The organism is Christiangramia forsetii KT0803 (assembly GCF_000060345.1).
Classification (GTDB): domain Bacteria; phylum Bacteroidota; class Bacteroidia; order Flavobacteriales; family Flavobacteriaceae; genus Christiangramia; species Christiangramia forsetii.
Genome location: NC_008571.1, coordinates 3,370,678 through 3,389,647 on the forward strand (window position 1 = coordinate 3,370,678; position 18,970 = coordinate 3,389,647).

Below are 18,970 nucleotides of genomic sequence, written 5' to 3' on the forward strand. Positions count from 1 at the left end.
AACATGAAAAATTTATTATTCATTATACTGATTTTCATCCTCCAACCTATGCAAGCACAACGTACTGAAATAGCATGGATAGGTTTTGAAGACCTGGAAGATTCTTTAAAAGTAAAAGCCAAGCCTGTAGTTCTTTATTTCTATACAGACTGGTGCGTTTACTGTAAAAAAATGGATAAGAATGCTTTCAGGGATCCAGAAGTTATTTCAACAGTAAATCAGGATTTTTATGCGGTTAAAATGAATGCCGAAAGTACCGAACCTGTTGATTTTGAAGGACAAACTTTTATCAATGAACAGGCAAAAGTGCAACGCAACGGAGTACACCAGATCCCTCAAATGCTCGCAACGCGCGAGGATAAGCCAATTTCATTTCCTGTTGTTATGGTGCTAGATAAAAATTTCAGGGTTGAAAAAAGAAGTTTTGAATACCTCACTTCAGAAAAAATGAGACTATTAATTAAAGGCTAGTTCCAGATTGAATTTTTGATCAAGGGTTTTTTCATAATCAATAAGGGCTGGCAAGCCTCCTGGTAAATCATTGGGAGGCTTTTTAAATACCTCTTTCTTTCTGGATCTGCTCGTAAGCTTCCTGAACTTTGGTGAATTTTTCCTGGGCGCCCTTTCGATAAGCCTCATCCATATGCCCTAATTTATCGGGATGGTATTTTTTGGCCATTTTACGGTAGGCTTTTTTAACTTCAGCATCTGTCGCAGACTTTTCAATCTCCAAAATAGTATAGGCACTATCGGTACTTTTGAAAAACATCGCTTTAATACTCTCAAAATCTCTACTGCCAATTTGAAGATAACCGGCAATATCTTTGATGATATTTCCTTCAGCCTCACTTACCCGACCATCTGCCTGGGCAATTCCGAATAAAAAATGGATGATCTGTAGCCTGGTAGGATATTTAGTTCTTGCGGCCAGGTATCTGGCAACATTTGCAGCGGACACCTGCCTGTTCTTCACAACTTCATTAAATGTTCTAAAAGTAGCGTTAGCCCGCTCTTTCCCGTATGCCTGAATAAAATAGGATCTTACATAATCCAACTCCTGTTGAGAAACCTGGCCATCGGCCTTTATCACGATAGAGCTTAGGGATAATAGATTCAATTCAAAATCACCCGGAGAAACACTTTGTTTTTTCCCACCTGCCATAGAATTGAAAATACCTCCTGAAGACCGGATATAATTATCCAGTAAAGAACCTATAATAAACCCGAGAATAGCACCAGGAAATCTGAAGTACATATATCCCAGCACTGCGGCAAGCCATTTGATCATTGGGCAATTTTCTTTGGGTGCAAGATAGCATTTTCAATAATTAATTGACAATTTTCGAGCTTCTCTTCCCCTATTTTAGTATAAATTCAACCTATTCGCACATAATAATTTGAGATATGCAAGCTTAACTTAATTTGGTATCTTTGTGACTCATTAAAGTCTAATACAAAAAACTAAAATATATGTATCCAGCAGATTTAGTAAAACCAATGAGAGAAGATCTTACTAGCATTGGTTTCGGAGAATTACATACGGTAGAAGATGTAGAAAAAGCAATGGAGCTTAAGGGAACTACTTTGGTAGTAGTGAATTCCGTTTGTGGTTGTGCTGCAGCCAATGCACGTCCGGGAGCTAGAATTTCCCTTCAAAACGCTAAAAAACCAGATAACCTGGTAACCGTATTCGCCGGTGTAGATAAAGAAGCTACAGATAAGGCAAGAGATATGATGGTACCTTTTCCTCCATCTTCTCCTTCTATGGCATTGTTTAAAGACGGAGAATTGGTTCATATGCTAGAGCGTCACCATATTGAAGGTCGTCCTGCAGATATGATCGCAGAAAACCTTATTGGAGCTTATAACGAATTTTGCTAATCTTTAATAAGATAGTAGATAAAACCACGCTACAGGCGTGGTTTTTTTATATCCCTAATTTGAAATAGTTATTTTTGTACTTTTAAATTAAGATGAAAAGATTTTTCTCCTATCCCCTATCGGTTGTTTTCTATATTTTCTTTTTTCTTAATCTGTTGATATTTCATCCTATTCAGTGGCTCTGCCTTAAACTTGGAGGATACGAGGCACATAAAAAGAGTGTGGATATTTTCAATTTTATGTTAATGAAGTGCCTGAATATTTTAGGTACTACGTTTAGCGTTGAAAATGAACATGATATTCCCGTAAATAAGACCTGCATTTTTGTAGCAAATCACCAGGGAATGTATGATATCCCTCCCATCATTTGGTATTTTAGAAAACATCATCCAAAGTTTGTTAGTAAAAAGGAGTTGGGAAGAGGAATTCCAAGTATTTCCTTCAATCTAAGACATGGGGGCTCAGTGCTGATAGACCGAAATAACCGAAGGGAATCACTTATTAAAATGGGCAATTTTGGTGACTATTTAAAGGAAACCAAAAGATCTGCCGTAATCTTTCCTGAAGGTACCCGCAGCCGTACTGGTGCAGCGAAAGAATTTAGAAAAAATGGAATGATGATGCTTTTCAAAAAAATGCCTGAAGCTGTCGTTGTTCCCATTACCATCAATAATTCCTGGAAGCTTTTTAAACATGGAAACTTCCCTATAGATCTTGGTGTAAACGTGAATTTAAAAACACATGAACCCATCAAAATAGGAAGTGAAGATCCTGAAGCACTGGCCGCTAAAGTGGAAAGAATCATAACAGCCGATATCAGATAAAAACTATGTCCCAAAATAACCTGATCGGGAATACGATCGCATTTGTAAAAAAAACACTTGAAGGAGCCGAAGGTGGTCACGATTGGTTTCATATTCAGCGAGTCCTAAATAATTCAAGACTGATTGCTCAGGGCGAAAAAGCAGACCTTGAAATTGTGGAATTGGGTGCTTTGCTTCATGATATCGCAGATTCAAAATTTCATAACGGTGATGAATCAGTAGGACCAAGATTAGCTGTAAAATTTTTAAGAAAGCAGAAGGTTACTGAAGATACTATTGATCATGTAGTGAAGATCATTCAGAATATCTCATTTAAAGGGGGCAATATTGATCAACAATTCACTTCTCCAGAACTGGATATCGTCCAGGATGCAGACCGGCTGGATGCTATTGGAGCTATTGGGATTGCCCGTACTTTTAACTACGGCGGATTTAAAGGAAGAACTTTATATGATCCTGAAATTGAACCAAATCTCAATATGACCAAAGAAGAATATAAAGCGTCTAACGCACCTACGATCAATCATTTTTATGAAAAATTATTGCTTCTAAAGGATCGAATGAATACACAGACAGGGCGACGAATCGCGGCAGACCGGCATACATTTATGATTCATTACCTGGAGCAATTCTATGCGGAATGGAACGGGGAAAAATAAAAAGACCGGTGCAAATTACACCGGTCTTTTTATTCAATATTAAATATTAGTATTATCCTTTAATAGGTGCGGCCTTTTTATCTTTAAGATGTTCAGCAAAGAATCCCATCATTGCTTTATAGAGATCCAATCTATTTTCTTCTTTACCAAAGCCGTGTCCTTCATCATATTTTACCATATAAGGCACTTCAACACCGCGCTCTCTTAAGCTTTCTACAATTTGGTCTGCTTCATCGATATTAACTCGTGGATCATTCGCTCCCTGAATCACAAATAGCGGGTTTTCAATCTTATCTACGTGTAATGCCGGAGAAATTTCATCCATGATTACTTTCTCTTCAGCATTTTCAGGGTTATACCAGATTTTATACATCATATCCCTGTATTTTTCCCAATAAGGAGGAATGGTTGACATGAATGTATTCAAGTTGCTTACTCCCACGTAATCTACACCACAGGCATATTTTTCAGGAGTTTTTGTCATTCCGCGTAATACTGCGTAACCACCATGACTACCGCCATAAATAGCTACTTTATCTTTGTCTACCCAACCCTGATCGATCACAAAGTCAACACCATCTTCTACATCATCCATGGCTTTACGGCCTATTTGTCCAAAACCGGCTTTTAGGAACTTTTTACCGTACCCCCCGGAAATTCTAAAGTTTACATGTAAAGTAGCATACCCACGGCTTGCGAAAAGCTGTGCTTCCGGGTTAAAGCCCCAGTTGTCACGAATTCCCTGTGGCCCTCCATGAGGATTTACAATAAGTGGCAGTTTCTGACCATTTTTATAACTTTTTGGAAGCGTAATATAACCGTGAAGTGTTAAGCCATCACGACTTTTAAAAGTTATTGGCTTCATGGAGGCCATATCTGCAGTTTTTAAATGAGGTAAAAGCTTATATAGAAGCGTAACCTCATCTTTTTCAACATCGTACAAATAATATTCTCCTACGATCTTATCACTCGTAACAGCGACCATATATTGAGATTCGTCATCGGTTCTACCAATCGTGAAAAATTGTTTTTCGCCAAACTCCTTTTGTAAACGCTTATAAATCTTTTTATAAGTGTCACTTTCCGGTACTACCACTGTTTTTTCACCTGTGTAGCTGAAATAGTCAATTTCATAGTTTCTTTTTCTCGAAAGTGATATTCCTGATACATCAAAAGTATCGTTACTAAAAACTGTTTTTATCTTCTTATTTTGTTTGAGATCATAAAGCTGAATTTCGGTTTTATCATCTTCCAGATTTGAGATCACATAGGCATCATCCGGGTTTTCAGTATTCGGATTAAATGAAGAAATAGCAAAGGTGTCGCCAAACTCAGTAAGTTTTACACGTTTAAATTCGCCCTCCATCTCATATAGCAATTCGGTTTTTATACCATCTACAATTCTGGTGATCGCTCTTAAGTTACCCTTGCGATCAAAATTGTACCCGGCAATTGGCGCCTCACCTTCATTTACCGTGTAAAGTTTGGTAACTTCACCTGTATTCACATTTAGGCGATATGGCTCTTCCTGCTGAGGATTATCCTTATTCATCTGCACGATCACATGCTCCTCATCTTCTTTTAAAGATTCGATAATATTAACCCTAACGCCATCAAATGGAGTAAGCTCTTTGCTATTCTCACCATCTATATTTACACCGTAGACGTGGTAATTCTCATTTCCTCCTTTATCCTGTAGGTATAGAATTCGGTTGTTATTTGCCCAATAAAATCCACGAATCAAATCTTCACCCTGTTCTTTTAACAAGCTTTCTTTTTGAGTGGCGGTTTCTTTCAAATACAAATCACGCTCTCCGGTTTTTCTACGCTTCATATAAGCGATATATTTTCCGTCTGGAGATAACTGAAATGAATAAGCTTCCGGCGTTGTAAAATAATCTTCCACGGAGTATTTATAGTCGCCAGCCTCTAGTGCGGCGAGCTTATCTAATTCTGCTTCAGTAGATGGTAATTGTGTATTTCCTGGCTGTTTCTTCACAGTTTTATTTAAGTTTAACGGAAATTCTTTTCCCGCTTGTTTGTAAGTCCCTTCGATACTTTCATTACTCAAAGTACCAGTATAGGTCATTTGTAATTTTGCAGAGCTTATACTTACTCTATTATCCTGCAAAACTACCGAATCAAGTTCGATTCCCGAAGCGCCCTGAGCCGGAACATCCAAAGTTGCCTCATAACCATCTTCCGAAGGACTAATATTAAAAATCAATTCCATTTGAGTTCCCTGTACATCCAGGTTCCCGCTGTAAGAACCGTTTAGCTCCTGCGACTGTAGTGTTGCTCCCAAAAGGATCGATACAAACACGACCGTGTATTTTAATAGTGTTGTCATAATATTAGATTTAAAATATTAGTATGATAAATAAGAAAATTGTTACGCAAGTTAAATTACGATATGTGAACTCATAAAAGCCTCGAAATAGTAGATAATGAGCAAATTACATAACACACTCGTAATAGTTCCAAAGTGAAATTTTGAAATTTCTATTTTTCTTCCTGACATTCCGAACAAAAATAAGTGCTTCTTCCTCCCACTTTTATCATTTTTATTTTGCCCTTAGCAATAGGACAAGCTTCGCCTTCATTTCTATGATTTCTTAAGTAAGTATCGGGAATTGGATTTCCTTCTGTTTTACTTTTGGTAACCGTTTCGAGAATAGCCACCATGTTTTTAAACATATTTGAAAGATCTTTATCAGAGAGATTCTCAGACTTCGATTTAGGATGAATTCCACTCTGAAATAGTATTTCGTCTACATATAAATTTCCAAGTCCGGCAATAAAAGACTGATCCATCAACGCTGTTTTCACACTACCTCTTTTGCCGTCAAATAAGTTATGAAAATCTTCTTCTGATATTTCTGTTGCATGCGGACCCAGCTTCTGTTTTTTTCTGAATTCATCCGGGCTTGTTGTTAGAAAAAGCTTTCCAAATTTTCTGGGACATACAAATGAAAGTTTTCCACCGTCTTCAAAAGTTAAAGTGAGTTGTGCATGTTTTTGAATCTCATCATGCTGAAAATAATCCATCTTGCCGGTCATACCAAAATGCACTACCAGATACCCTTTTTCCTTCAATTTCAACAATAGATATTTTCCAATCTGTGTGCTGGAAACAAACTCATTTTTAAGCAAAGTTGCTTCAAATTCACTTTTTGGTGATTGAAAAATTTTATCAGCTCCCATATCCACTTTCACTATTTTATGGTGGAGACTAGTTGAATCTACATATATTTTTTGATAGGCTACTTCCGGTAATTCTGGCATCTCTATTTGTTTATTGAATGTCCCTAAGTTATCAAATTTTAAGGTCACCCTGTCCCGATAGCTATCGGGATATTTCAGGGTCTTATAAAGATAAAACATTCAAAGTCGCTACCTAAAAACCGATACTGAAACAAGCTCAGCATTTATAATATATCTAAAAAAGCTTCATCTGACCGTCTTTGTATTCTTCATGCAGTTTACAGTTAAGCTTTGGTCTTTCCCGATCCTTCAAATATAACTTTCTCGCAATTTTAAACTGCTGTTTCACCTGATCGGCAAACTCCCCTTCACCTTTCATCCTGGTTCCAAACCTGCTATCATTTAGACTTCCGCCATGAATATGCTCTATTTGATGTAATACTTTTTCTGCCCTATCCGGCATCGCTTTTCTTATCCAGTCTGAAAATATTTGCCCAATAGATCCATTCAAACGAACAATAGTGTAACCTACTCCTAAAGCTCCTCTTTCAGCAATTTCCTTAACCAAAGGCATGATTTCATGACTGTTAATGGATGGAATTATAGGTGCCATCATCACACTTACCGGAATATTCGCTGCTGAAAGTTTCTCTACAGTTTCAAGCCTTTTTTTGATAGATGCTGTTCTTGGTTCCAGAATTCTACGAGTTTCTTCTTTCAGGGAAGTGATAGACAGGCTAACATGAATTAAATTATCCTGTGCCAATTCCCTTAAAATATCAATATCACGTTGGATGAGCGCATTTTTTGTGATCATCCCCACAGGATGTCGATATTTTAGAAAAGTTTGAAGTAGACTCCGCGTGATTTTTAGCTTTTTTTCGATTGGTTGATAACAATCTGTGTTCCCCGAAAGTACAATTGGTTTCGCTTCCCAGCTTTTACTTTTTAGCTTCTTTTCCAGCAGTTCTACCGCATTTCGCTTAACCAGGATCTTTTGTTCAAAATCAAGTCCGGCACTATAGCCCCAATATTCATGAGAATTCCTGGCATAACAATAAATACAGCCATGTTCACAACCCTGGTACGGATTCAAGGAATAATCCATCCCAACATCGGGGCTTGCAACCTTATTAACAATGCTTTTTGGAAAGGTCTCAATAATCGTGGTTTTCGATTCTCTAAACTCATCACCTTCCGCAGCACAATAATTGAGAAAATCATCTCTATCCTCGTGACTCAACTCATTGAACCTGTTTGAAACGTTTAGCTGGGCTCCCCTTCCTTTTATAAATTCTTCTGAAGACATAAAACAAATATATGGAATTATTCCTTTTAATAGGATTTTTTCCATATACTATAAAATTAAAGAGGCTATAAATTTTTCATCTATAGCCCGATTTCTGTTCTATAATTCTGATTGCAATCTTTATATCGTCATGTCTATCCTTCGACTGCGCTACCACTGAAGTATTTTCATGGATTTGGAAAATACTCCCTTAGGTCGATGATGATTTGTTTGATTTTTAAGATTGTTCATTTTTTTGCTTGTCCATAAAAGCGAACCAAAAAAAGGACACTTTTTTGTAGGTGTTTCCAATTATGCTGCCGCATAATTAAAACCGTACTTCCCCGGCTAAATTTTCTCCAAGGCTTCAAAAATTTTACGCCGGGGGATGCACTACACTTGCAAAAAATAAATCTGCTATGAAATTATACATCAATTCCCAACACTAGATAAAATTTATCTCAGCGCTCAGGATGACAAAAATGTGTCTGCATTAATTATTAGTGCATTCGTGGCACTTTAAGTTTAATTACATTTTACCTATAGTAGCTGAATAGGCCTGTCGTTAAGACAAGACCTGAAAATATTAAAACTGATTACGAAGGATATAAAAATAACTCTATTGTCAGTTCGAGCGCAGTCGAGAACTATTGGCCAGATACATTTAGGTTTCGACTTCGCTCAACCTGACATTCACAGATCTAATAAACATTGGAATATTAAACTGTCTACTGTCTCAAAGAAACTATTTTCCAGGAAAATTTGCTTTTCTTTTGTTCAAAAATGCGGAAGTGCCTTCTTTAAAATCGTCAGTTCCAAAAGAACGACCAAACTCATTGATTTCAGTATCAAAACCGTTTACGCCATCTTCGTAGTTAGCGTTAATAGCTTTTATCGCGGCGCCAATGGCAATCATAGAATTTTTCATGATCTTTTTAGCCATAGCTTCAGTGAACTCTGTAAGTTTTTCAAGTTCTACTACATGGTTTATAAGCCCGTATTGCAGTGCCTGATTGGCGTCTACCATCCCTGCAGTCATAATCAATTCCATAGCACGACCTTTCCCTACTAATTGAGGTAATCTTTGGGTTCCGCCATATCCGGGAATAACGCCAAGAGATACCTCAGGAAGTCCCATTTTCGCGTTTTCACTGGCAATTCTAAAATGTGCTGCCATCGCTAACTCTAATCCGCCTCCCAAAGCAAATCCATTCACAGCGGCAATTACCGGTTTTGGAAAATTCGCTACATAATTAAAAAGCTTTTCCTGACCATCAGCAGCCAGTTTTTTCCCTTCTTTAGGAGAATAATCGGCAAATTCACTAATATCGGCACCGGCAACAAATGCTTTTTCGCCTGTCCCTGTTATAATGACCACTTTTACCTCATCATTAGTCCTAGCCTCCTTAAAAGCCTCATGCAGTTCCTGAATGGTTTCCCTATTCAGCGCATTTAATTTCTTTGGCCGATCTATAGATATAGTTAAAATATTGTCTTCAATCTCTTCTAAAATGTTTTGATAACTCATAAATTTTATTTTGGAAATCGTACGTTAAATATAGTTCCTTTATTTTGTTTAGATACAAAGCTAATGCTTCCGTTATAAGTCTCCACGATATTTTTTACCATGGCCAGTCCAAGCCCCATTCCACTGGATTTTGTGGTGAATTTTGGTTCAAAAACCTTGGTTTTATTTTCTTCGGAAATTCCAGAACCATTGTCTGAAACCGAAACAAGAACCGTTTCCTCTTCGTCTTCCACCATCACCAAAATACGAGGATCTTCAACATCTTTCAAAGCCTGGGTCGCATTCTTTACCAGGTTGGTAACTACCCTTATCAATTGGGTTCTATCAAACTTAGCAAGAACCTCCTCCTTTTCACATTTAAATTCAATATAATTTTCGTTGAAAATATCCAGTGCGAGTTTTACTATTTTCGGAACATTTAAAGTTTCATTTTGCTGCGCCGGCATTTTTGCAAAATTTGAAAATGCTGAAGCTATAGAACTCATGGTGTCTATCTGATTGATAAGCGTATTACTGTATTCTGTCACTTTAAGTTCAATATCGGGATCATTTTTGTCAAAATTGCGCTGAAAACTTTGAACACTCAGCCTCATGGGTGTTAGCGGATTCTTGATCTCATGCGCTACCTGCTTCGCCATTTCCCGCCAGGCCTGTTCACGTTCCCCTGTCGCCAATTTTACCGCGCTTTCTTCCAATTCATCTATCATACTATTATATGCGGAAACCAGTGCATAAATTTCCTCGGTAGCATTTGAAAGTTCAATTTTCTGGTTTCGTTTATCAAGCCTGGTTTGATTAATCTTTTCTGAAACGATCTTAAGTGATTTAGTAATATACTTTGAAAGAAAAAATGAAAGTATGATGGCTATAAAAAGCATAAAAAGGTATACCTCGGCCATTCTTACCAGGAAATTATTCAAATCCCGATTAAGCAAACTATCATCCTGAAGATAGGGCAGGTATAAAATTCCCAGCGGTTTGAATTTCTTATCGGTTATATAGCTATAAGAAGACTGGTATTTTTGCCCGTTGATCTCAGTTTTCTTGAGATATTTCTTATCTGAACTTGCATCCAGTTTCTCAAGAATCCCATTAGGGATCTTAACTTCAGTAGTATCCTTAAAGAAAGATTCATCAGATTTAATGATGAGATCACCTTCCAGACTATAAATATGGATCTGCATCTCATGAACCTCGGCCATTTCATCTATCTTCTCATATTCATTGAAGATAGGTGCAAGATTTTCACTATCCACTACATAGGTGGTACTGGCGAGAACGAATTTAATATTTTCAAGAATTGCCTTCTGCTTTCTTTCCAGCCGTTCTTCGTGATAATTTTCAGCTTCCTGCTTGTATTGATAGACAGTAACCCCAAAAATCAGGATTGATGCTCCCAGCACCAATAAAATCATGGAGATAAAAATCCGGGTTCGTAAGGATAATTTAAGTAGTTTCATACCAAGCAAGCTTCCTCAATTGTTACAATTATCGCACCATTTCAAGCTTTAGGATTCTTTGCTCTTATTCTTTTGTAAAGTTTTATTCCAAGCATTAAAATTATGGCGAGTAGAAAAATTCCGATTACCCCGTAAATCCAATTAATCGCATCTCTAACGATTACGAGAAAAATCACCGAAAATAGAATAAGCGTTGAACCTTCATTCCATATCCTCATTTTATTAGAACTCCATTTTACAACGTCCTCCTGAAGTTGCTTAAAGATCATATGGCATTTGATATGATAAGCGTACAATAACACTACAAACCCAAGTTTTACGTGCATCCACGACTGCTGTAACCACTCCGGAATCATAAAAAGAAGCATAATAGCAAAAATACTCGCTAGAATAGCGGAAGGCCAGGTAATGATGAACCATAACCTTTTAGTCATAAGTTTTAACTGCTTTACAAGAATCGATCTTTCAGGTTCTTCTTTTTGATCTGCTTCAATTTGATAAACAAATAATCTCGGGATATAAAATAAGCCTGCAAACCACGTGATCACAAAAATCAGGTGTAAGGCCTTTATGTAATTATAGTATTCCATTATTCTTCAGCCTCTACAAATAGATAGTTTAGATCGAGTGCATTGAACTCCTTATTGAATTCTTTGATTTCATTCTTCAATAAATGGTCAAACTTATCGAGTTGCGAATTGATTTTTGCGGTAAGTTGCTCTTTCACCTGAATATCCTGAGTTGTTGGAGGAAAATCGTCCATTCCCACAAGGCTATTTAAATGTGCCAGTTTATTAGTTAATTTGATTGGAAAATTCAGCGGATCCTGATTGCTCTTATTCTTTGTTTGATAAAGTGCATTTTCAATTTTAGAAAGCTCTTCGCTTAACTTTTCAGCTTTTTCAAGTAACGGTTTCACTCTGTCATCCTCTTTATATTGTTTCTGAAAATCCTTTAATTGCACATCTACTTTTCTCATTTTCTCAATGGACTTATGAGCTTTATCTACAGTTTTATTTACACTACTGATAAAGTCAAATTGTTTTTGCATTCCGGCAATGTCTGCCTCAGAATTTCCATCAGGAATAATTTTGAATTCTTTCTTTAGAACCTCATCAGCTATTTCCAGCACTACTTTATAATCTCCTGGAACAGCTTGTGGCGCGTCTGTACTAGCCCACCATAATATCATTCCGTCGAGTTTCTCAGCACCTTTACCACGCATATCCCAGGTATGCATATTAGCACCCTCTTTCACCTCTAGCTTGTTTTTTTCATCTTCAGTACTAAAACTTTGGATGGTATCATTGGAAGGATTTAGATAGCTAATCTTTATTTTTTTATCCTTAGGATCTTTTACATAAAAGTAGGTGCTAACGCCAGAAGGATGATTGGTTCCGGCCGTTAAAGAAGTGGAAGAAGTCCCATCCATTCTATAACTATCTTTTGGTTTAAAAAGAATATTAGAGTTCTTATCTGCTCCAGATAATTGATGAATTAGTGACAAATCATCAATGATCCAAAGACTTCTTCCCTGCGTTGCCACGATCAGGTTATTATTCTTAATAGTAAGATCGGTAATGGGCACTATTGGCAGGTTTAACTGGAAAGCTTTCCAATTTGCTCCGTCATCAAATGAAATATACATTCCGGTTTCAGTTCCAGCATATAACAGTCCTTTCTTTTCCGGATCTTCCCTTAATACACGGGTAAAATGTTCAGAAGAGATCCCATTTGTTATTTTATTCCAGGACTTACCATAATTTGTAGTTTTATATAAATAGGGAGCAAAATCCCCTAATTTGTATCGTGTTCCAGCTATATAAGCCGTACCTGCATCAAAAGAAGAAGGTTCCACGCTATTGATCATCATCCATTCTGGCATACCTTTAGGAGTTACATTTTCCCAATTTACCCCTCCATCTTTTGAAACATGAATTAAGCCATCATCACTTCCTGTCCATAATACTCCCGGAGTAACAGGAGATTCAGCAGCAGCGAATATTGTACTATAATATTCCACTGAAGTGTTATCCTGAGTGATAGGCCCGCCAGAAGATTTTTGTTTCGATTTATCATTTCTCGTTAAGTCGGGACTTATCTCTTTCCAGCTCTCTCCTTCATTAGTGGTAACGTGAAGATGATTCGAGGCTGTATAAAGTTTATTGGGATCGTGCGGAGAGAAAAATATCGGGAAGTTCCACTGGAATCTATATTTAAGATCTTCGGCTCCATGTCCCATAGGGTTATCTGGCCATACACTTACACTTCTTACTGTTCCGGTTTCATGATTATAACGCGTTAAAAATCCATCATAGCTCCCTCCATAAACAATGTCACTATTTTCTGGATCTACGGCAATATGCGCACTTTCTCCACCAGCGGTAGATTCCCAGTCACCTTCCCCAATACTTCCACCTTCTGTTCTATGTTTTATTCGCATTGTAGAATTATCTTGCTGTGCAGCATAAATTCTATAAGGAAATGCATTATCTGTTGTGACCCGATAAAATTGAGCGGTTGGCTGATTATGATACGTACTCCAGGTTTCTCCACCGTCATAAGTAACCTGTGCACCACCATCGTCTCCCATAATCATACGTTGTGGATCGTTAGGAGCTATCCAGAGATCATGATGATCTCCATGAGGAGCTCTGTCAGATTCAAAAGTTTTCCCGCCATCAGTACTTTTGTGGTAACTAACGTTTAGCACATACATGATGTCTTCATCCTTTGGATCAGCGTAAATTCTTGTATAATACCAGGCTCTTTGTCTCAGACTCCGGTCTTCATTAATATGATCCCAGGTTTCACCGCCATCATCACTTCTATAAATTCCTCCTTTTTCTTTATTTTCAACAATAGCCCAAATGCGTTCACTATTCGCAGGAGAAACACTCACTCCAATAATTCCTAAAGTGTCTTTAGCAAAACCTTTATTATTAGAAATCTCCTTCCAGGTCTCCCCACTATCTGTACTTTTCCATAAAGCTGAACCTTCTCCACCACTGCTTAAACTATAAGGTGTTCTTTGAACGTTCCAGGTAGAAGCATATAATATTCTAGGATTATTGGGATCCATAATAAGATCTACCGCTCCAGATTGATTGTTCGAAAAGAGCATTTTTTTCCAGTTCTTTCCGCCATCTATAGATTTATAAACTCCGCGCTCTTCGGTTGGTTTATAAATATTGCCTAGAACTGCAGCATAAACGATATTATAATCTTTAGGATGGGTTACAATCCTGGGCACATGCCTGCTTTTTTCAAGACCTGCCTTCTTCCAGGTTTTTCCTGCATCTTCTGTTTTCCATACTCCATAACCCGATGAAACATTTCCTCTCACCGTTTTTTCTCCACCACCAACATAGATCACATTAGGATCATTTTTTGCAACTTCAATAGCACCTATAGAGCCGCCAAAAAAGCCATCAGAAATATTTTCCCAACTTCTGCCTCCATTTTCTGTTTTCCAAACACCTCCCCCGGCTGCGCCAAAATAATAGAGATTTGGTTTATCTGGAACCCCGGTAACAGCGGCACTTCTGCCTCCGCGAAACGGCCCGACTAATCTGTATTCTAATGCGTCATATAATTTCTCATCATAATTCTGAGCTGAAACGGATCCAATAAAAATTCCGTTGAATAGAAAGCAAAGACAAATGCTTACCTGAAGTAGTTGTTTGTTCATTGAATTTTGGTTAGATAGGTTTTAAAGATAAGGATTTAAGTCAATTTTCAATATTCCTATTTTAAGGTCTTAACGATCTCACGATTTAGAAAGTAAGCTGTAATAATCGTTGAAATTACATCTGCTATAGGAAAGGATATCCACACCCCAATCTCTCCATAGTATTTTGGCAGAATTAATATTAGTGGAATAAATATAAATCCCTGCCTGGATAAGGTGAGTAAAAATGCCGGAACCGCTTTTCCTATTGCCTGAAAGTAGGCTGCCCCAATTAACTGAACAGCTACAATTGGAATGGCTGCAAAAACCCAGCGCATTGCCGATGGGGTTTGTTCAATAATAGATGCTTCCTGTGTGAAAATTTTTACTAAGCTTGGAGCAAAAAACATGATCCCCAGGAAAATTAACAATCCCATTCCACAGGCATATAGAATGGCTATATTGATGCTTTTTCTAACTCTTGGATATTTGCCGGCTCCATAATTAAAACCTGCAATTGGTAAAAATCCCTGAGTAACTCCCAGAACCGGAAACAGTGCAAACATTAGCATTCGTGCAATAATCGCATATACCGTAACCGAATCTGCTCCTCCAAGGTCAAAAAGAATATTGTTCATTAAAAGATACGTAACGCTTACCACGGCCTGTCTTGCCAGAGTTACCACTCCCAAAGATGATATTTCCTTTAAAATTGGTAGATCCAATCTAAAATGTGAAAAACTAATCCTTAATTCTGAATTTTTCGACAGGAAAAACCAAACGATATAACCCAAACAGAATAAATAAGAGGCAGAAGATGCCAAAGCAGCACCTTCCATTCCCATATCCAGCCTGTTAATAAGAATATAATCTAAAATAAGGTTTGCTACGGAAGGGATGATCATTGCCGTCATCGCAAATTTAGGTTTCCCTTCAGCTCTAATCACATTATTCCCCATCATGGCCAAAGCCAGAAAGGGAACTCCACATAAAACGATGATGTAATATATCTTTGCAGGATCAAAAATTTCCCCTTTTCCGCCAAATGCCGGGATTAGATCATTTACAAAGATCAATCCTGGGATCACCAGTCCAATAGCTAGTAATATTGTTAGGGTAATCTGATTTCCAAAGGTCTTAAGCGCCTTAGGTGTATCATCCCCTCCCAGTGCCCTGGAAATTATAGACGAGCCTCCAATTCCTATGGCCATCCCAAGCGCTGCAATAAAGAAAGAAACCGGAAGCACCACATTAATAGCTGCAATCGCTATTGGCCCGATCCAGTTTCCTACAAAAATAGTGTCTACAAGAATATTTAGGGACATCACAAGAATTCCCACAGATGCAGGTAGCGCTTGCTGGATAAGAAGCTTACCAATGGGTTTTTCGCCCAGTTCTTTAGAATTTTTGACGGCCATTAAGCTTCAACCGGCTTTTGATGCGCCCATTCGTCAATCCATCGGGAAAGTACTTTTACCCATTCTTCCCTGTCATTCAAACAAGGAACTACCGTAAATTTTTCCCCTCCAACTTCATGAAAGATCTCTTCCCCTTCCATGGCGATTTCTTCCAGGGTTTCAAGACAGTCTGAAACAAAGGCCGGAGTTACGATTGCAAGTTTTTTCATTCCCTGTTTTCCAAATCTTTCGATCGTACGATCTGTGTAAGGTTTTAACCAAGGATCAAACCCAAGCCTTGACTGAAAAGAAACACTATACGTATTCTCTTTTAAACCTAAATATTCGGCAACAAGTCGGGTTGTTTCAAAACATTGGTGCCTGTAACAGAACTGATGCGCCGTAGAAGGAGACTGGCAACAGGAACCGTCAATTTTACAATGAGAATTGGTAATATCGCTTTTTCTGATATGTCTTTCAGGAACCCCGTGATAAGAAAACAGTAAATGTTCATATTCTTTATCCTGAAGCGATTCTGAAATGCTATTTGCAAGCGTTCTTATATAATCCGGATGATTGTAAAAAGATGGAACCGTGGTAAAGCTCATATCTGGAAAATGCTCTTTCCTGAGTTCTTCGGCCAGCACCAAAATAGTTTCCGTAGTTGCCATGGCAAACTGAGGATATAGCGGAAAAAGCAACACCTCATCTACTCCCTGATCATGTAGCTCCTGCATTCCCTGCTTTATATTCGGGGTTCCGTAGCGCATAGCCAGCGAAATTGGAACCGAAGTATGATCATCTATTTTAGCCTGTAATCTTTCTGAAAGCACGATTAACGGTGAACCTTCTTCCCACCAGATTTTTTGATAAGCTTCGGCAGACTTTTTTGGTCTTGTATTCAGAACAATTCCTTTCACTAGAAGCGTTCGAGCCCAATAAGGAACATCGATTACCCGCTCGTCCATCAGGAATTCGCCAAGGTATTTTTTTACATCTTTCGGGTCGGTACTATCGGGAGACCCCAGGTTGACCAGCAGTACACCTTTACTCATAATTTTTCTTTTTCAGGTCAAAAATAATATTCTGTATACTTCTATTCATGTTTTTATCATCGGAGTTTTCTATAATTAGATAATTGTATATCCGATTATAGTAAGAATAGAGAACTCGTCACTCTGTCCCGATAACTATCGCGATTGTTTCAGGGATTAATTCATGAGGTTCTGAAACCAGTTCAGGGTAAAGCCATTTGTCAATTTACAGACAATCAATTATCTAATGCGAATTCAATACATCTGCTTAAATGCTCCAGAAAATCAGGTTCAGAATAAGATTCTGAGGTATGACCTCCGCCAGTGTAAATAGATTTCCCTCCTCCGCGATAATTCTGAAACCAGGCAATAGGATGAAAATCTCCATTTTCGCCTCCTTCATAACTACTTTCATCCAACGTCATTAGTACATTTAAACCTGTAGCAATATTTTTATAATTATACCACTCATCTGTTCTTTTCCATTTATCATCCTGCAAGTGATCTAAGGTGCTATGCTGCGGCATTTTTATATTTACAATTGCTTCCTGAACCTTTGGATGACTTTTAAAATATGCTCCAACCAGATCTCCATACCATCTCCAGTTATATTCGGTATCTGCGGCAGCATGAATTCCGAAGAAATTCCCGCCATTATCCATATAATTTTGAAAAGCCGTTTGTTCTTCCATATTCAAAATATCCCCGGTGGTATTTAAAAAAATGACCAGGTCTATCTCCTGCATATTATTTTCAGTAAAAAACCTGCTATCCTGACTTGTGATACTTTTGAAATTAATTTCGTTCCCGATTCTTTGAATTGCCTGAATCCCATCTTCAATAGAATTATGCCTGAAACCCTCGGTTTTAGAAAAGATCAAAACCTGCTTTTCCTGAGCTGATAAAGCAGAAATATTCAGAATAGTAAAACAAATGATCACAGAAAATAAAAATTTCATAGCATGCATTTTTAGTTAATAGACAATGTATATTTCTTGGGCGTAGTACCGAATTTCTTTTTGAAACCAGCTATAAAATGACTTGCCGTACTATAACCTACTTTTAATCCCACCTCATTTACATTGTAATCTCCAGACTCTAGGAGCTTACGAGCATATTCCATTTTGTAATCGAACAAAAAGCTGTAAACCGAATCTCCATAAATCTGCTTAAAACCTTCCTTTAATTTTTTAAGACTCAAGCCTATTTCTTCTGAAAGCTCCTGCAAAGAAGGCGGCTCAGCCATACGGGAAATTACAATGTCTTTAGCCCTTCTTATTTTTTTGATGTTTTCCTCATCACTTAAAAAAGGACATTGTTCCAAATCTGGATTTTCAGATTTATTAAAATACAGGCTCATCAGCTCAAAAGCTTTCGCTTTAAAGTAAAGATTTTTAATACTGGGAGTTAGATTAAAATTCATCAATTGATTGAGGACAACGGCCATAGAAGGAGAAACCGGTGCATCTTTATAGTATTTTTTATCTTTATTGTCGGTACTCAAAAAAGTAATATAATCGGCTTCCTGGGAAAATAGAGCGTGGAATTTTTTGATGGAAATTACCAGTGAGATCAACCAGGTTTCGGCTTCCAAAGAAACATTCAACGGCAGGTCCCGCTGAGGATTATACAACAACAGGGAATTTTCTTCCTTTAGCGGCAGTTCATAACTACCATTATTAAAAAGAAACTTGCTGTTTCCCTTCACATTAAAATGAAACTGGATAAAACTATTGTCTATATCCCTGGACATCAATTTTGTATCTGCAGTATCGTTCTGAAATTTCAGAATAAATAAACCATCTTCAATCTTTATCTCTTCAGAAATACTTACAGCGTTATTTTTTAAATGACTTTCCATAAAATACAATTTTTATTTATTTAGAATCAATCTAAACAAACAGCCTCAAAGCAGCTATCATTACTACAAAAGTATGGCATTTTCATATTTCAAGTCCTATTTTCATGATAATTATCATCTATCGACACATTTAGTGCTTCTAGCGTTACTTTTTCGTTAAGGCT

General features: G+C 37.5%; 16 protein-coding genes. 4 read left to right on the top strand and 12 right to left on the bottom strand.

The features are described from left to right. Positions 1 to 3 precede the first annotated feature (3 nt). Positions 4 to 471, top strand: coding sequence for a thioredoxin family protein (locus GFO_RS15105; RefSeq protein WP_011711051.1), 468 nt, complete (start codon positions 4 to 6; stop codon positions 469 to 471). 82 nt (positions 472 to 553) lie between these two features. Here GFO_RS15105 and GFO_RS15110 read toward each other — a convergent pair whose 3' ends face one another. Next, complete coding sequence (locus GFO_RS15110; RefSeq protein ID WP_011711052.1) at positions 554 to 1,288, bottom strand: TerB family tellurite resistance protein; 735 nt, start codon at positions 1,286 to 1,288, stop codon at positions 554 to 556. A 182-nt stretch (positions 1,289 to 1,470) separates the two neighbouring features. On the opposite strand from GFO_RS15110, the gene GFO_RS15115 reads away from it, so the two are divergent. The 3 genes from GFO_RS15115 (at position 1,471) to GFO_RS15125 (ending at position 3,364) form a co-directional block, all read left to right on the top strand. Further along, positions 1,471 to 1,881 carry a BrxA/BrxB family bacilliredoxin gene (locus GFO_RS15115; RefSeq protein WP_011711053.1) on the top strand — a complete coding sequence of 137 codons (411 nt, stop codon included), beginning with the start codon at positions 1,471 to 1,473 and terminating at the stop codon, positions 1,879 to 1,881. Between the two features lie 92 nt (positions 1,882 to 1,973). After that, entirely contained in the window at positions 1,974 to 2,705 is a 732-nt protein-coding gene (locus tag GFO_RS15120; protein WP_011711054.1) for a lysophospholipid acyltransferase family protein, read from the top strand. A 5-nt stretch (positions 2,706 to 2,710) separates the two neighbouring features. After that, positions 2,711 to 3,364 (top strand): HD domain-containing protein, encoded by a 654-nt coding sequence (locus GFO_RS15125; RefSeq protein WP_011711055.1) that lies wholly within the window; start codon positions 2,711 to 2,713, stop codon positions 3,362 to 3,364. Between the two features lie 52 nt (positions 3,365 to 3,416). Here the strand turns inward: GFO_RS15125 and GFO_RS15130 are convergent, their stop codons facing one another. The 11 genes from GFO_RS15130 to GFO_RS15180 all read right to left on the bottom strand — a co-directional run bounded on the left by GFO_RS15130 (position 3,417) and on the right by GFO_RS15180 (position 18,806). After that, positions 3,417 to 5,714, bottom strand: a complete 2,298-nt coding sequence (locus GFO_RS15130; protein ID WP_011711056.1) for an alpha/beta hydrolase family protein — start codon at positions 5,712 to 5,714, stop codon at positions 3,417 to 3,419. A 152-nt stretch (positions 5,715 to 5,866) separates the two neighbouring features. Continuing rightward, positions 5,867 to 6,748 carry a DNA-formamidopyrimidine glycosylase family protein gene (locus GFO_RS15135; RefSeq protein ID WP_011711057.1) on the bottom strand — a complete coding sequence of 294 codons (882 nt, stop codon included), beginning with the start codon at positions 6,746 to 6,748 and terminating at the stop codon, positions 5,867 to 5,869. Between the two features lie 55 nt (positions 6,749 to 6,803). Then, positions 6,804 to 7,877 (bottom strand): PA0069 family radical SAM protein, encoded by a 1,074-nt coding sequence (locus GFO_RS15140; protein WP_041250414.1) that lies wholly within the window; start codon positions 7,875 to 7,877, stop codon positions 6,804 to 6,806. A 724-nt stretch (positions 7,878 to 8,601) separates the two neighbouring features. Further along, complete coding sequence (locus GFO_RS15145; protein WP_011711059.1) at positions 8,602 to 9,384, bottom strand: enoyl-CoA hydratase/isomerase family protein; 783 nt, start codon at positions 9,382 to 9,384, stop codon at positions 8,602 to 8,604. A gap of 5 nt (positions 9,385 to 9,389) precedes the next feature. Beyond that, positions 9,390 to 10,844 (bottom strand): sensor histidine kinase, encoded by a 1,455-nt coding sequence (locus tag GFO_RS15150; RefSeq protein WP_011711060.1) that lies wholly within the window; start codon positions 10,842 to 10,844, stop codon positions 9,390 to 9,392. A gap of 41 nt (positions 10,845 to 10,885) precedes the next feature. Further along, on the bottom strand, positions 10,886 to 11,434 hold the full coding sequence (locus GFO_RS15155) for a CopD family protein (RefSeq protein WP_011711061.1): 549 nt from the start codon (positions 11,432 to 11,434) through the stop codon (positions 10,886 to 10,888). Then, positions 11,434 to 14,535 carry a VPS10 domain-containing protein gene (locus GFO_RS15160; RefSeq protein WP_011711062.1) on the bottom strand — a complete coding sequence of 1,034 codons (3,102 nt, stop codon included), beginning with the start codon at positions 14,533 to 14,535 and terminating at the stop codon, positions 11,434 to 11,436. The genes GFO_RS15155 and GFO_RS15160 overlap by 1 nt, the downstream gene beginning before the upstream one ends. A gap of 56 nt (positions 14,536 to 14,591) precedes the next feature. Further along, positions 14,592 to 15,932 (bottom strand): MATE family efflux transporter, encoded by a 1,341-nt coding sequence (locus tag GFO_RS15165; RefSeq protein WP_011711063.1) that lies wholly within the window; start codon positions 15,930 to 15,932, stop codon positions 14,592 to 14,594. Then, complete coding sequence (gene hemH, locus GFO_RS15170; RefSeq protein ID WP_011711064.1) at positions 15,932 to 16,966, bottom strand: ferrochelatase; 1,035 nt, start codon at positions 16,964 to 16,966, stop codon at positions 15,932 to 15,934. The genes GFO_RS15165 and hemH overlap by 1 nt, the downstream gene beginning before the upstream one ends. 215 nt (positions 16,967 to 17,181) lie before the next feature. Further along, entirely contained in the window at positions 17,182 to 17,904 is a 723-nt protein-coding gene (locus GFO_RS15175; RefSeq protein WP_148264632.1) for a ThuA domain-containing protein, read from the bottom strand. Between the two features lie 11 nt (positions 17,905 to 17,915). Further along, a complete protein-coding gene (locus GFO_RS15180; protein ID WP_011711066.1) occupies positions 17,916 to 18,806 on the bottom strand; it encodes an AraC family transcriptional regulator in 891 nt (296 codons plus the stop codon). Positions 18,807 to 18,970: the final 164 nt, after the last annotated feature.

Bases quoted from the DNA above. Each gene is read 5' to 3' on its own strand.
- GFO_RS15105 (WP_011711051.1), top strand. From the start codon at position 4: ATGAAAAATTTATTATTCATTATACTGATTTTCATCCTCCAACCTATG.
- GFO_RS15110 (WP_011711052.1), bottom strand. From the start codon at position 1,288: ATGATCAAATGGCTTGCCGCAGTGCTGGGATATATGTACTTCAGATTT.
- GFO_RS15115 (WP_011711053.1), top strand. From the start codon at position 1,471: ATGTATCCAGCAGATTTAGTAAAACCAATGAGAGAAGATCTTACTAGC.
- GFO_RS15120 (WP_011711054.1), top strand. From the start codon at position 1,974: ATGAAAAGATTTTTCTCCTATCCCCTATCGGTTGTTTTCTATATTTTC.
- GFO_RS15125 (WP_011711055.1), top strand. From the start codon at position 2,711: ATGTCCCAAAATAACCTGATCGGGAATACGATCGCATTTGTAAAAAAA.
- GFO_RS15130 (WP_011711056.1), bottom strand. From the start codon at position 5,714: ATGACAACACTATTAAAATACACGGTCGTGTTTGTATCGATCCTTTTG.
- GFO_RS15135 (WP_011711057.1), bottom strand. From the start codon at position 6,748: ATGTTTTATCTTTATAAGACCCTGAAATATCCCGATAGCTATCGGGAC.
- GFO_RS15140 (WP_041250414.1), bottom strand. From the start codon at position 7,877: ATGTCTTCAGAAGAATTTATAAAAGGAAGGGGAGCCCAGCTAAACGTT.
- GFO_RS15145 (WP_011711059.1), bottom strand. From the start codon at position 9,384: ATGAGTTATCAAAACATTTTAGAAGAGATTGAAGACAATATTTTAACT.
- GFO_RS15150 (WP_011711060.1), bottom strand. From the start codon at position 10,844: ATGAAACTACTTAAATTATCCTTACGAACCCGGATTTTTATCTCCATG.
- GFO_RS15155 (WP_011711061.1), bottom strand. From the start codon at position 11,434: ATGGAATACTATAATTACATAAAGGCCTTACACCTGATTTTTGTGATC.
- GFO_RS15160 (WP_011711062.1), bottom strand. From the start codon at position 14,535: ATGAACAAACAACTACTTCAGGTAAGCATTTGTCTTTGCTTTCTATTC.
- GFO_RS15165 (WP_011711063.1), bottom strand. From the start codon at position 15,932: ATGGCCGTCAAAAATTCTAAAGAACTGGGCGAAAAACCCATTGGTAAG.
- hemH (WP_011711064.1), bottom strand. From the start codon at position 16,966: ATGAGTAAAGGTGTACTGCTGGTCAACCTGGGGTCTCCCGATAGTACC.
- GFO_RS15175 (WP_148264632.1), bottom strand. From the start codon at position 17,904: ATGAAATTTTTATTTTCTGTGATCATTTGTTTTACTATTCTGAATATT.
- GFO_RS15180 (WP_011711066.1), bottom strand. From the start codon at position 18,806: ATGGAAAGTCATTTAAAAAATAACGCTGTAAGTATTTCTGAAGAGATA.